The organism is Paenibacillus farraposensis (assembly GCF_020736845.1).
In the GTDB taxonomy this organism is placed as follows: Bacteria; Bacillota; Bacilli; order Paenibacillales; family Paenibacillaceae; genus Paenibacillus; species Paenibacillus farraposensis.
The window spans coordinates 816,873-830,274 of the sequence record NZ_JAFFQR010000112.1 but is presented as its reverse complement, the minus strand read 5'-3'; the positions used below and the strand labels follow the sequence as shown (position 1 = coordinate 830,274).

Here is a 13,402-nt window from a genome sequence, read left to right as displayed (position 1 = left end):
TGCTTTGAAGCTATGTGTAATTGGTGCCGGATATGTCGGACTGGTATCGGGAGTCTGTTTTGCTGCACTTGGGAATACCGTCGTCTGTATTGATCAGAATGAGAACAAAATTCGTCAGCTGCGCGCAGGCGGAGTGCCGATCTATGAGCCGGGTTTAAAAGCTTTAATTAAAGATAACGTCGAGCAGGGGCGACTGAGCTTTACAACAGATACATCGGCTGCGGTAAAGGAGGCCGAGATCGTTATTTTGGCGGTCGGTACACCTTCACTGCCGAGCGGTGAAGCCAATCTCTCCTATATTGAAGGAGCCGCCTGCGAAGTGGCAGACGCCATGAATGGCTACAAGGTGATTGTCACCAAAAGCACGGTGCCTGTCGGAACGAATGAACGCATTCAAAACCTGATCGCAGGCCGCACAAACTATCCTTTTGGCATAGCATCAGTTCCTGAATTTTTACGCGAAGGCTCGGCAGTAATCGATACGCTGCAGCCGGATCGCATCGTTATCGGAGCTTCCGACCCGCATGTGGCCGCAGTGCTGACTGCGCTGCACGAGCTGCTCACGACGAATATCCTAAACACAGATATCCGTTCGGCGGAAATGATCAAGTACGCGTCCAATGCTTTTTTGGCGACCAAAATTTCATTTATTAATGAGATTGCAAATATTTGCGAAAAGGTGGGTGCAGACGTTACACGCGTGGCCCACGGCATGGGACTGGATCGGAGAATCGGTTCTTCCTTTCTGTCGGCAGGTATTGGCTATGGCGGCTCTTGTTTTCCCAAGGATACTCAAGCGCTGATCCAAATTGCTGGTCATGTGGATTATGAATTCAAGTTGCTGAAATCCGTGGTGGAAGTGAATCAGGGGCAGCGTTTTAATGTGATTCGCAAGCTGGAAGAAGCGCTCGGTGAGCTGGAAGGGACAACGATTGGCATCTGGGGACTGGCATTTAAACCGAATACAGATGACGTAAGAGATGCCCCGGCGCTGGATATTATACAGTCACTGCTTGAGGCGGGGGCGCAAATTCGTGCATATGACCCCATCGCGACCTCTAACTTTCGCCGATTGCTGGACAGTCCGGAAATCATGTGGGCGGATAGTGCGCGAGAAGCTGCAGAGGGCTGTGATGCACTGTGTCTGTTGACTGAATGGGAGGAATTCGGTGAGGTGGGACTGGATGAACTGAGTGATCGGATGAGGCTCCCTATTATGATTGACGGACGCAATGTATACACCGAGGAGCAGATCAGGCAGTCTGTCTTTGCGTATTATTCTGTCGGCAGACCGCAAATGAACAATATGGATGCAGGTCAGTACCGGTGTGTAGCGAATCCGTAAAGAGGGGCCCGTTATTCTCTTCTAAACTGAACTTGTCCCACATACATCTGTAGAGTAACGAGCAGATCGTCCAACAGAGGGGGGCAATGGGTGCTGTTTAGAAGAAGATCAGCTTCGGCGTTCGTCCGCAGGCTTTTGTATTTTGCATTGATAGGTGGATTGTTATGGCTGTTGTGGCTGGGGCTGCACGGAGTCATGTCTGCCAATGAGGACGAACAAGCGGTAAAAACGCTAAACGAGTTCTACACCATGGAGCAGTCGGGGAATTTTGGCGGCTCATGGGAGCTTTTTCATACACAAATGAAGAAAAGGTTCGGGAAATCGACGTATGTACAGCAGCGTGCGCACGTTTTTATGCAGGATATGGGAACGGATACCTACACATTCGAGCTGGGGGAGCCGCAGGCTGAATATGATATTCGTACTGACCAGAATGAAGACGAGTTAGGAAAGGCATATCGTATTCCGGTTACTCAGCATTACAAGACCCGATTCGGCACTTTTGATATGGTGCAGCCTTGTTATGTGGCGCAGGAAGGTGAGCAGTGGCGGGTGCTTTGGATATACAAGGAAAAGGAATAGAAGGAGCAAGGTGTTTGTGAAAGGATAAATATGGTACAATACTTCCAAAACCGGAAATGAACAATAATAGAGTTGAAGGCATCACTCCGGATGGAAGGAGTTTCATAGCATGCAGCAAGTGACAGGACAGGTTCCAGTCATCCGTATGGAGGGTGTGAGTAAAATCATCTCCTCCAAAGCGATTGTGGACAATCTGACGCTGGAGGTTCCTGCGGGGCAGGTATTTGGTTTCCTCGGTCCCAATGGTGCGGGAAAAACGACCACGATTCGTATGATGGTTGGCCTGATATCCATAAGCAAGGGCGATATTCATATTTGTGGATACAGCGTGAATACGGATTTTGAAAGGGCTATTTCTCATGTCGGCGCGATTGTTGAGAATCCGGAAATGTACAAATTTTTGACAGGCTATCAAAATTTGCAGCATTTTGCGCGAATGTCTCCGGGAGTAACCCGGAAGCGCGTGGATGAGGCAGTACGCCTGGTAGGGCTCGAAAACCGGATTCACGATAAGGTCAAAACCTATTCGCTCGGGATGCGGCAGCGGCTCGGCGTAGCCCAGGCAATTTTGCATCGGCCCAAGCTGCTCGTGCTGGACGAGCCAACCAACGGCCTGGACCCGCAGGGGATTCGCGAACTGCGGGATTATTTGCGCCATTTGAGCCGCAGCGAGGGAATTGCCGTATTCGTATCGAGTCATTTGTTGTCGGAAATGGAGTTGATGTGTGACCGTGTAGCCATTATTCAGAGTGGACGGCTGGTTGACATCAAGCAGTTGAAGAACACAGCGGGAGAAGTGCAGACGACGGAAATTGCTTTTGAGGTCAATGATGCGGAGCAGGCCTATACGCTTGCCGGAGCAGGGCGTGTCGAGGGCAATCAGCTGCTGCTTCACCTGGAGCGTGAACAGATCGCAGAAATGAACAGCCTGCTGACCGCAAACGGAGTCAAAGTATATGCGATCCGCCCGGTTGCCCGTACGTTGGAAGATCAATTTTTGGAAGTGACGGGAGGCGGGTCCATTGACTGATTTTTTTAATCTGGTACATAACGAAAATCTGAAGATTTACCTGCGTGTGCGCACATGGATTATGCTGGGGTTGCTGGTGGTCATCACGGCTGTGCTTCCGATGTTGATTTCCCTGATTTCCGATCAGGTTAGTGTGTGGGATGGTATTGTATTAACGACATTGTTTACATTTTTCCTCAATACAACGTTTACGGTCATTGTAGCCGCCGATTCGGTGGCTGGTGAATTTACCTGGGGGACGATTAAGCTGCTGCTGATTCGGCCTTGGAATCGCAGTAAAATTTTGTTATCAAAGTATATATCTGTTATTCTGTTTAGTTTGGTCGGAACGATCGTTTTGATCTTGATGGTTACGCTGTCCTCCTGGCTGATGTTGTCCAAGGATACAACAGCAGGTTCTGTTCCGCTGTTCAGTGATCCGATATCTTACGTAACGCTAAACTTCTTATATAGCTACATCGGTTTATTTGTGACGATGGCCTTTGCTTTTATGCTGTCCGCTGTTTTTCGTTCCAGCGCTTTGGCGATCGGGCTGTCTCTGTTCATGATGTTCACCAAAACCGTCTATAATTCGATCGGGTTGTTTAACACCGATCGTTTTGCCTGGACCCGGTACGTGCTTTTTACACATATGGACCTGAAAAAATATCTCGACATGCCGCCAGGAATGGCAAGTTCTGCTCTTACCTTTTCTCTAACCATACTGGCTGCTTATTACGTGGTTTTTATGGCTATTGCCTGGATTGTTTTCGTAAAACGGGATGTTGCAACCTAGCTGCAGCAATCACAGAAAGGACGTTCAAATGTTTATCATTTGGACGTCCTTTTTTCTATATGAACGACATTCATCCCACAAGGTATATCATTTATTTTTGGAGCGCAAAGTAGAGGATATAATGAAATAAGAGAGGAAAAGATGATGTAAAGGAATCCACCCGTGCGTTACCCCGCTTCGGAATGCAGGGGGGCTTGGCTGTTTCCCTTGTCTGTTTCGCCAGAACGGGATAAGGATTCCTCACTCGAACCGTTTGCAGGGGATAACGGCTCTGTTTCCTTGGTGCGAATCATTTGACTCGTGCCGTTGAGTACGCCGCCTTCTGAAATGACCAATGCGGCCGCTGCCGAATTCCCGTACAGCTCGCCTGTTGAAGTAATGGTCAGCCGTCCCTCTGTGGTGATGCTCCCGAATACTTTACCGGCAAGAACAATGTCCCGTGCAATGATATCTGAATGAACAACAGCGGTTTCTCCAATGACGACAGTCCGTGTGCTGCGGATATCGCCCTGAAAATGGCCGTCAATTCGAATGTTGGCCTCAGCCTCGATGGTACCCTCAAAGCTGGTGCCGTTAGCCAGCAGCGTATCTGTTACAGGGGCAGAAAGCTTTTTTTTGGATTCCTTGAACAAGATGGTTTCCCCCAATCGTTTATTATCAGGATTTTGCAAAATGCTCATTGTACGTACAGTAACGGATCGACAGGCTGGTTAAGCTTGACGATCTGAAAATGAAGATGAGGCCCCGTGCTTCTTCCGGTGCTTCCCAGTTGACCGATGGTCTGTCCTTTTTGGACATGATCCCCCGGAACTACCTGCAGTCCGTTCAGATGCATATACCAGCTCTGGAGTCCGTCAGGATGCTGGATGATAATGTAGTTGCCGCGGGCCCCGCTGGAAGCGGCCTCCAGTACGGTGCCTGCGCCCGCCGCACGGACGGGATCTCCCGTTTGTCCGGCAATGTCCACGCCGGAATGAAAAGCCGATCTCCCCGTAAACGGGTCGCTGCGATAGCCGAAGCTGGAGGTCATCCGGCGTGAACCTACAGGCCAGGCAGAGGGCTTCTCTTGCCCGGCAAGAGCGAGTCTGCGCGTTTGGAGCAGTTGCGCAGCTTGTTTCCGCTCCAGATTCTGCTGGACGGCATTTGCCTGTTGAATAGAGCGGGGAACGGTGCGTTCCATTGTGTCCAGCAACGATTCGATTTCCGCAAAATCGTCCATGGCTTGGCGGGCAAGCAGGGCTGTATTTTCATGAACTGCAATGAGTTCGCCTCCGGTATGGCCGAAGGTATCCCAGGAGAGCGGGGGCATGGCCGTTTTTTGGCTGTTGGTGTTAGAGGAATTTCCGTGTTGACGAATAAACTGCTGCATTTGCTGTTCCAGTTCTGTAATGCGCTGGAGGCGTTCGCGAATACTGGTCGCTTGATTCGTCAGATCCATAACTTCGCGTCGTAGTCGCCCGATGGCTGCATCCTTGTCAGCGACCGTAACCTCCATCTGCAAACTCTGGACAGCAAGATTCGTTTCCATTTGGGAGATAATATGGGAAGAACGGATTTGCAGCCCGATCACGAGCGTAGAGATGGACGCGATCACAAGGGTCGGGACGAGAATGACAGCGGCTGTAGAGCATTGCAGCTGCTTGGGCGGTTGCTGTGCATCCCGAATAACAAGCAAGGTCATTCGGCGATTTAGGCTTCCTTTTTTCATAATCGCTCCTTTCTGGACATCGCTCCTATAGTGCTTGGTTACTACTATTCAGCTTAAGGGGCAAACATGTCAAAAAAATTGGGAAATTTGGTATACACGTAGATATAGAAGGAGGCTTGGACATGCTATGGTTGCTGTTGGCTTTAATCATTTTTATTTTTCAGACCGGGACGATCCTGCTGTTTGAATTTCGCAAGCCGTCCAAAGCAATAGCCTGGCTATTCATATTGTTCTGTTTTCCGCTCATCGGTTTTGTCGTGTACTATTTTGTAGCCCAGGATTATAAGAAGCGTAAAATGGTCCGAAAAGCGGGATCACAGCTGTTTCGTGAATTTCGAGAGCTCCTGTGGGCTCAATCGAGGGTGATTGAGCAGGTAGAACAAATGCATAATCCCCATTTCAGGCATCAGGAGCGTCTGTTTAACCAGTTAATTCGCATGTCTGAAAATCCGTTGACCGCATGCAATCGCACACGTGTCCTGACCGACGGAGAAGAAACCTTTGAAGCCATGCTGGCAGCGATGGAACAGGCGCAGCATCATATTCATGTGGAGTTTTACATATTCCGGGCGGACGCAATCGGAAAGAGATTTCAGGATGTCATGATCCGCAAGGCACGTGAAGGGTTAAAGGTACGATTCGTTGTGGATGGCGTGGGAAGTTATAATTTGCCCTATTCTTTTATTCGTGCTTGCGGTGAGGCAGGAGTGGAGTTTCATTATTTTCTGCCTCCGTTTTTTGCTACGCTGGATCGCCGGATCAACTACCGTAACCATCGTAAAATCGTGGTGGTAGACGGAACGATCGGATTTGTGGGTGGAATCAATGTAGGCGACGATTACCTCGGTAAATATGAGAAGGTCGGATTTTGGAGGGATACGCATTTGCAGATTGAAGGGGATAGTGTTTATTTTCTGCAAAATGTGTTTCTTAGTGACTGGAAGCTGGCCTCGGGCGAGCGGCTGATGGATGCGAATCTGTTCCCGCCCCATACTTGTTCAGGGGACGAGGAGGTACAGATTTTGAGCAGCGGTCCCGATCAGGTATGGGATACGATTCAGGAGATGTGCTTCGGGGCGCTGTCGGTTGCCAAGCAGCGCATCTGGATTACGACACCGTATTTTATTCCTGATCCGGCGATCTATGAGGCGCTTAAACTGGCCGCGGTTAGCGGTGTGGATGTGAAAATTATTATTCCATATCAGTCCGACTCCAAGCTGGTTCATCTGGCGTCCCTGTCCTATGTGCAGGAACTGCTGGAAGCGGGGGTGGAGTTTTACCAGTATCAAAAAGGATTTATTCACTCCAAAGTGGTGATTGTGGATGAATTGCTTGGCTCGGTCGGGACGGCCAATATAGATATGCGCAGCTTTTTCTATAACTTTGAGTTGACGGCTGTACTCTTTGCGCATTCCGCGCTGGAACGCCTTTCGGCCGACTTTGAGGAGGACATGTCCAACTCCAAATTCATAGATCTGGACGTATTCCGCAGACGGTCACGAATTCAGAAAATAGCTGAAATTCTAACTCGCATGCTCTCCCCACTCCTTTAAAGGCGATTTTCGCCGTTTTTTTCGATATAATCCCACTTTATTGAGATTTATGTGCATTTTACTAACTTTTTTACGCAAAATCACAGTTTTATGATATACTAAAAACATAAATAATCGCGGTAAAGAAGAAGGGACTGCGGATAGCAGCCCTTTTTTTGTCCCGTATATCATATTGTAACGGGGGGATTTGTATATGAGTGTAGTGAGCAAGGAAGACCAAAATGTTTCTGAGATCACAGATGTGACCGGAGAGTTGACCAAGATCAGCAAAATCCCAGCTAATCCTAAGAACAAAGCAAAACGCCTGTTGCAGCGTGCAGCCATGATTGTGGTCGGCGCGGCTCTGATGGCAGTGGGCCTGGAAATATTCCTCGTTCCTAACGGCGTTATTGACGGAGGCGTTACAGGTATCTCCATTATGGCCTCCAAGATTACTGGTTACCCGCTCGGTATTTTCCTGACCCTGTTGAACCTTCCATTTTTGCTTATTGGCTACAAGCAAATCGGTAAGACCTTCGCTATATCGACGTTATTCGGCATTGTTGTGATGTCCATCGGAACTGCATTACTTCACAATGTAAGTGCGTTGACTCCCGGTGAACCGCTGCTGGGCGCTATTTTTGGCGGTGTCATTCTCGGCGTTGGGGTAGGTCTTGTGATTCGGTCCGGCGGCTCGCTGGATGGAACAGAGATCGTCGCGATCCTCGTCAGTGAGAAAACTCCTTTTTCAGTCGGCGAGATCGTGTTGTTCGTTAACATCTTCATTCTGGGCAGCGCAGGCTTTGTATTCGGCTGGCCGAATGCCCTCTATTCCATGATTGCTTATTATATCGCTATGAAAATGATTGATATTACGATTGAAGGTCTGGATCAGTCCAAATCGGTCTGGATTATTAGTGAAAAATACCGTGATATCGGGGATGCTCTGGCAGATCGCCTGGGGCGGGGCGTAACCTATCTGGAAGGTGAAGGCGGCTTTACAGGCGAAAGCAAAAAAGTCATTTTCGTCGTCATTACCCGTCTGGAGGAAGCGAAGCTGAAAAGTATCGTTGAAGATTGGGACCCGCACGCTTTTGTGGCCATTGGCAACATTCACGATGTGAAGGGCGGGCGCTTCAAGAAAAAAGGAATACACTAGCTCAAGGGGACAATTTCTCAGCCAAGGTGATGGCTGCGGGGTTTGTCCCCTTTTTGCTCTTCGAAGGTGACACAGCTAGGCTATCAGGTTGGAAAAGGCTTGGCACGCATATGTTTTAATATATCCTCGACAGGCTGGGGAGGAACCTTGGCGATCAAGTCGCCTACCTGTTTTAGCCGTTCTTCAATGTTCAGCAAGTGGTAGTCCAGTGGGGACACATCCCGCCGTACCTCTTCCCACGTCAGCGGAGTAGACACCGTAGCGCCGGGGCGCGCCCGCGGGGTATAGGGAGCAGCCAGCGTTTTCCCTTGATAATGCTGCAAATAATCAAAATAGATGGCTGTTCCACGATCTTTCTTTAACCGCTCCAGTGTGAACAGATGTGGGTGCTTTTCCGCTACAAACTGTCCCACCAGCAACCCGATGGTGCGGAGCTCGTCGAAAGTTACACCTGTACGAATCGGGACGATAATTTGTACACCCGTGGCCCCGGATGTCTTGGGGATCGAAGCCAGACCAAGTGAAGCCAGCACTTCACCAACGATGGAGGCTGCCTCCATAATGCGCGGCTCCACTTCTCTGGACGGGTCCAGATCAATCATCCATTCACAGGGCAAACGGCTTCCCGTGTGATGCAGGGAAGGGTGAAATTCCAGCGCAGCCTGATTGCCAAGCCACAGTAATTGCGGCAGCTTGTTAAGCACGATATATTCAATGCCGTCATGCAGTGCGGTTTCAATATAATCCGGCCGGGGGTGCGGGGCATTTTTCTGATAAAAATAATCCCCGTGGATGCCGTGCGGCCAGCGGATGACGGTCAGCAGGCGATGCTGGCAATATTTGAGCAGGAAAGGGGCCAACACCGCCAGCTTGCGAAGATATAGCGCTTTGGTCACGCCGGCTTCAGGCCACAGCGGTTTATTCGGGTTGGTAATGGGAATTTCCTGACCTTCAATGGTAATGGTACCTTTAACAGCTTGTCCCATAGTAACGCTCCTTCAGCTAGTCCCACATCATCTGATCCTTACGAATAGGGGCCTTACAGTTCTGTATATCAACTAGCATGAACGTGGTGTACTAAATTTATCCGTCAAAGGGATTGACAAGATACGATATGTATCATAAATTTATAATATAATACGAATTGTATCCATAAAAATATCCTGAACAGAGCTAGAGGACGAAGAATTCTTGATTGAAAAGCAAGGGGGGAGAACGTGAGTGCAATTGCCGGAATTTACAGCTTTGGGCACGAGCCCGTAAGTATCGAAGAAGGCGGTAAAATGATGCAAGCCCTTCGTAAATATCCAGCAGACCGCGTATGTGTTTGGTGTGAAGGTTCCATTTTTTTGGGTTGCCATGCCCAGCATGTGACTCCGGAATCTGTCCATGAACGTCTCCCCTTCTATGATGAAGAGCGAGATCTGGCTATTACTGCAGATGCGATTTTGGACAATCGTTCCGAGCTGTTTGAGCGACTGGGAGTCAAACAGGAACGACGGCAGGAAATGACGGATAGCGAGTTGATTTTGCTGGCATATGACAAATGGGGGGGAGAGGCCGCATCCTATTTGATTGGCGATTTTGCCTTTGTCATTTGGGATGGCAAGCGGCAACGGTTATACGGTGCTCGTGATATGACGGGAAGCCGTACACTGTACATCTATCAGCATGATCGGGGTTTTGCATTCAGCACGGTCGTAGCTCCGCTGCTGGCCTTATCCTCCCTGCGCAAAGAGCTTTATGAACCGTGGCTGGCCGAATTTCTGTCGATACGTGCGATGCCGGAATCCGTCGATATCGGGATGACGGTCTACAAGCATATTAACCAGCTTCCTCCCGCACATTGGTTCACAATGGAGGAGGGAAAGCGAACTCTCTATAAATATGCGAATCTGGCTAAGGTAGAGCCGCTGCGGCTTAAAACAGGGGAGGAATACATAGAAGCGTTCCGCGAAGTGTTCTCACTGGCGGTCACTGCCCGGTTACGAACGAATCGTGCCGTAGGAGCAGCCTTGAGTGGAGGGCTGGATTCCGGCGCAGTTGCCAGCTTTGCGGCACCAGCACTGAGCTTGCAGCAAAAGCCGCTTCATGCGTACAGCTATGTGCCTGTTCAGGATTTTACGGATTGGACCCCACCTGCATTGCTGGCGAACGAACGAAGCTATATTCAGTCTACGGCTCGCTATGTAGGCAACATTCAAGAAAATTATATGGATTTTGAGGGGAAAAGTCCTCTTACAGAAATTGACATTTGGCTGGAGCTCATGGAGGCCCCCTACAAATATTTCGAGAATTCCTTCTGGATCAGAGGTTTTTATGAAAAGGCACAGGAACACAATGTCGGAGTACTGCTGACCGGGGCGCGTGGCAATTTTACCGTATCATGGGGACCTGCACTGGACTATTATGCCCGTCAATTTCGTCGTTTGCACTGGCTGCAATCCTTTCAGGGCTTATGGCGATACAGCAGGTTGACCGGAATACATATGTCCCGTCTGATGCCTATTATGCTGAAAAAAGCGACTTCGCTTGATTCTCGGGCATCGTTATCCCGTAGCCAGCGAAGCCCGGTTCCTCCGCTGATTCAGCCGGAGTTTGCCAAACGTATGAATGTCCAGGATGTTCCGGTATTAAGCGGCACAGGCTGGAGGAAGAATGCCGACCAGACAAGAAAAGAGAAATTTTCGAATCTGGCGATTGCCAACAAAAACGGCGCGGTCGCAACCAAACTTTCTTTGCGTTACGGCCTGTGGGAACGTGACCCGACCGGAGACAGCCGGGTGATCCGCTTTTGCTTATCCGTACCTTTTGAGCAGTATGTACAAAACGGCCGAGATCGGGCGCTTATTCGTACAGCTATGAAGGATTATCTACCTGATGAAGTTCGGTTGAACCAGCGTGTGCGCGGCGTGCAGCCTGCGGATTGGGTCCATCGCATGCTTCCCTGCTGGGATACATTCATGGAGGAGCTTCAAGGGATGTGCGATGATTTGCGAGCCGCCGAATACCTCAATATAGACTTTATTAAGGCAGCTATGCAGAAACTGCAACACCCTCACTCCGAGCAGGCGTTCGATCCCAATATACGACTGCTGATGCACAGTCTGATCGTATACCGTTTTCTTTGCGGATTGAATTGAATTTGATGTGATCCTGTCGGATCGTTCATCATTTACTTGGAAGGGAGGTGATGAGATGAATAAAAAAGAATGGCAGGAACCGACGATTGAGGTGCTGGATATTAACCAGACCATGGCGGGGAGAGGCTGGAAACAGATTGATTGGGTGTCTGACCACGACGCCGATCTTTTTAATCCGCCAAGCTAACTGATAGTCATACATTGAAGCCAGTCATAAAGGTAAAATTATGATGAACCGTCTTTATTTCTTTTGGACTAAAGAAGTTGTTCAAGGTAATAAAGGCGGGATTTTTTTAGGACATGGGGAGTGAGTCTATCGTGCATGACAGGAGTACAAGAGCCAGTTGGGCTCAATATACAGCCTTTGGACTCAGGATTACGAGTGAGCTGAAGCTTCCCGAACTGGTACTTTCAGCATCGGAAGCAGCAGAGGATGTTATCATTCGTCAGGCGGATTTGACAGCATGGAGCGATCAGCTTGAGCAGACTAATTATGTGATACAAGGCGAGCGCTTTATGTTGCAAATACCCGGCACAGCCATTTTTGCCGTCAGGGAAGGCAGGGAGATTGAGGTATGCCCTTACCCCGGAGCCGATATGGACACTGTGCGGTTGTTTCTGCTGGGTTCATGCATGGGCGTTCTGCTGATGCAAAGACGGATACTTCCTATTCATGGAAGCTCGGTCGTTATCGGGGGCAAGGCTTACGCTTTTGTAGGCGAATCCGGTGCGGGAAAATCGACGCTGGCTGCTGCTTTTAGACAGGCAGGCTATCCGATGGCCAGTGATGATGTTATTGCTGTAAAAGCTGCAGCATCCGGGCCCATCGTTTACCCCGCTTATCCGCAACAAAAGCTGAGGATGAGCAGCCTGCTTCAACTGGAGTCTTTACAGGGAAATAAGCATGTGCGCCCCCAAAAGCACAGGCTTGTTTTAACGTCTGGACATCCTGCGCTGCCACAATACGGGGAACTGCTTAAGCTCATAGGTGAATGGAATAAATATGCCGTCCCTACAGTAGACGAATTTTATAACGAACCGATTCCCCTGGGCGGCGTATTCGAGCTTGTGGCAGAGCCATCCAGCCAGCTGCCCGCGGTTACGGAACAGCCCTTGAACGTACTGGGGTGCTTGCATACATTACTACTGCATACATATCGTAGGGGAACAATTGCACGGATGGGTTTAGGGGAGTGGCATTTTGAAACAGCTGCCCGAATGGCCCGGAAAGTGGAAGGCTGGCGGCTGCTCAGGGTCAGCTCCGTTTTTACCGTGTCCGAGCTTGTAGAACGGGTACTTGATATCATTCATAAGGAGGAAAACAGCTATGGCAGCCATGAATGCAGCCAGGGATCACTACCACGTCATGTACAGTGAAGAGGTCTATGTCAGTGATATGGACGGAGAAAAGGTCATGATGTGCATCAACACGGGAAAATACTATAACCTCGGCTTTACAGGAGGACGAATCTGGGAATTGGCGGATTCCAATCCTACACTCGGAGAGATCGTGGCTGCCCTGACGGATGAATATGAGGTGGACGAGGAGCAGTGCAGACAACAGGTACATGCCTTCGTAGCTGAGCTGGAGCGGGAAGGGCTGCTCAAGCTGCTGAGAGAGACGGCTTAAATATGCGGATACAGCGGCTTTTTTTTCTGTCTCCAGAAGTCAGGAGATTATTGCCGGAGGCCTGGCTGGCACTGGGCTGGGCAAGGCTTCGCCAGCTTCGTTCCTTTAAAAATTACTCAGGCCATTGGGGGAAAAGTATGGAAGAAACCTCTTGGCCATGTGATCCACAGCAGGAAAAGTCCATTCGCCATATTTCACACGCTGTAGAGCTGGCAAGCCGTTATACCCCATGGCGCAGTACCTGTCTGGTACAGGCTTCCGCCGCGATGACGTTGCTAGGACGCAGAAAACTGGATTGCACGCTATATCTGGGCACAGCCAAAAATGCTGCAGGACAGTTGGCGGCACATGCATGGGTACGAAGCGGACCACTCTATGTTACAGGCGAACGGGAGATGGAGGCGTTTACTGTAGTGGGTATATTCGGGAGGCGTGCTTAAGCTTCATATATGAATACAGCCAATCAGGACCAGGACCGTTCTTGAGACAACAGGACAT

At 49.6% G+C, this 13,402-nt stretch carries 14 protein-coding genes; 11 read left to right on the top strand and 3 right to left on the bottom strand.

Annotation, left to right across the window (positions count from 1 at the left end; translation table 11 throughout):
• Positions 1 to 4 precede the first annotated feature (4 nt).
• The 4 genes from JO375_RS22695 (at position 5) to JO375_RS22680 (ending at position 3,732) form a co-directional block, all read left to right on the top strand.
• Entirely contained in the window at positions 5 to 1,345 is a 1,341-nt protein-coding gene (locus JO375_RS22695) for a UDP-glucose dehydrogenase family protein (RefSeq protein WP_229526580.1), read from the top strand.
• Between the two features lie 90 nt (positions 1,346 to 1,435).
• The gene (locus JO375_RS22690) at positions 1,436 to 1,927 is read left to right on the top strand and encodes a hypothetical protein (protein ID WP_229526579.1); all 492 of its coding nucleotides are present in this window, start codon (positions 1,436 to 1,438) and stop codon (positions 1,925 to 1,927) included.
• 109 nt (positions 1,928 to 2,036) lie between these two features.
• A complete protein-coding gene (locus JO375_RS22685) occupies positions 2,037 to 2,957 on the top strand; it encodes an ABC transporter ATP-binding protein (RefSeq protein WP_229526578.1) in 921 nt (306 codons plus the stop codon).
• Positions 2,950 to 3,732, top strand: coding sequence for an ABC transporter permease (locus JO375_RS22680; RefSeq protein WP_229526577.1), 783 nt, complete (start codon positions 2,950 to 2,952; stop codon positions 3,730 to 3,732). The genes JO375_RS22685 and JO375_RS22680 overlap by 8 nt, the downstream gene beginning before the upstream one ends.
• A gap of 167 nt (positions 3,733 to 3,899) precedes the next feature.
• On the opposite strand, the gene JO375_RS22675 is transcribed toward JO375_RS22680, so the two are convergent.
• The gene (locus JO375_RS22675; RefSeq protein WP_322098780.1) at positions 3,900 to 4,364 is read right to left on the bottom strand and encodes a bactofilin family protein; all 465 of its coding nucleotides are present in this window, start codon (positions 4,362 to 4,364) and stop codon (positions 3,900 to 3,902) included.
• Positions 4,365 to 4,408: 44 nt separating this feature from the next.
• The gene (locus tag JO375_RS22670) at positions 4,409 to 5,440 is read right to left on the bottom strand and encodes a M23 family metallopeptidase (protein ID WP_229526575.1); all 1,032 of its coding nucleotides are present in this window, start codon (positions 5,438 to 5,440) and stop codon (positions 4,409 to 4,411) included.
• A gap of 122 nt (positions 5,441 to 5,562) precedes the next feature.
• On the opposite strand from JO375_RS22670, the gene cls reads away from it, so the two are divergent.
• A complete protein-coding gene (cls, locus tag JO375_RS22665) occupies positions 5,563 to 6,993 on the top strand; it encodes a cardiolipin synthase (protein WP_229526574.1) in 1,431 nt (476 codons plus the stop codon).
• 193 nt (positions 6,994 to 7,186) lie between these two features.
• On the top strand, positions 7,187 to 8,131 hold the full coding sequence (locus JO375_RS22660; RefSeq protein WP_229526573.1) for a YitT family protein: 945 nt from the start codon (positions 7,187 to 7,189) through the stop codon (positions 8,129 to 8,131).
• An 83-nt stretch (positions 8,132 to 8,214) separates the two neighbouring features.
• On the opposite strand, the gene ligD is transcribed toward JO375_RS22660, so the two are convergent.
• The gene (gene ligD, locus JO375_RS22655) at positions 8,215 to 9,117 is read right to left on the bottom strand and encodes a non-homologous end-joining DNA ligase (RefSeq protein ID WP_229526572.1); all 903 of its coding nucleotides are present in this window, start codon (positions 9,115 to 9,117) and stop codon (positions 8,215 to 8,217) included.
• 231 nt (positions 9,118 to 9,348) lie between these two features.
• Between ligD and JO375_RS22650 the strand changes: the two genes are divergently transcribed.
• The 5 genes from JO375_RS22650 (at position 9,349) to JO375_RS22630 (ending at position 13,344) form a co-directional block, all read left to right on the top strand.
• Positions 9,349 to 11,274 carry an asparagine synthase-related protein gene (locus JO375_RS22650; protein WP_229526571.1) on the top strand — a complete coding sequence of 642 codons (1,926 nt, stop codon included), beginning with the start codon at positions 9,349 to 9,351 and terminating at the stop codon, positions 11,272 to 11,274.
• Positions 11,275 to 11,329: 55 nt separating this feature from the next.
• Positions 11,330 to 11,461 (top strand): paeninodin family lasso peptide, encoded by a 132-nt coding sequence (locus JO375_RS22645; RefSeq protein ID WP_229526570.1) that lies wholly within the window; start codon positions 11,330 to 11,332, stop codon positions 11,459 to 11,461.
• A 113-nt stretch (positions 11,462 to 11,574) separates the two neighbouring features.
• The gene (locus JO375_RS22640) at positions 11,575 to 12,651 is read left to right on the top strand and encodes a phosphoenolpyruvate carboxykinase (ATP) (protein ID WP_229526569.1); all 1,077 of its coding nucleotides are present in this window, start codon (positions 11,575 to 11,577) and stop codon (positions 12,649 to 12,651) included.
• Positions 12,602 to 12,904, top strand: a complete 303-nt coding sequence (locus tag JO375_RS22635) for a lasso peptide biosynthesis PqqD family chaperone (protein ID WP_229526568.1) — start codon at positions 12,602 to 12,604, stop codon at positions 12,902 to 12,904. The genes JO375_RS22640 and JO375_RS22635 overlap by 50 nt, the downstream gene beginning before the upstream one ends.
• 2 nt (positions 12,905 to 12,906) lie before the next feature.
• Positions 12,907 to 13,344, top strand: coding sequence for a lasso peptide biosynthesis B2 protein (locus tag JO375_RS22630; RefSeq protein ID WP_229526567.1), 438 nt, complete (start codon positions 12,907 to 12,909; stop codon positions 13,342 to 13,344).
• Positions 13,345 to 13,402: the final 58 nt, after the last annotated feature.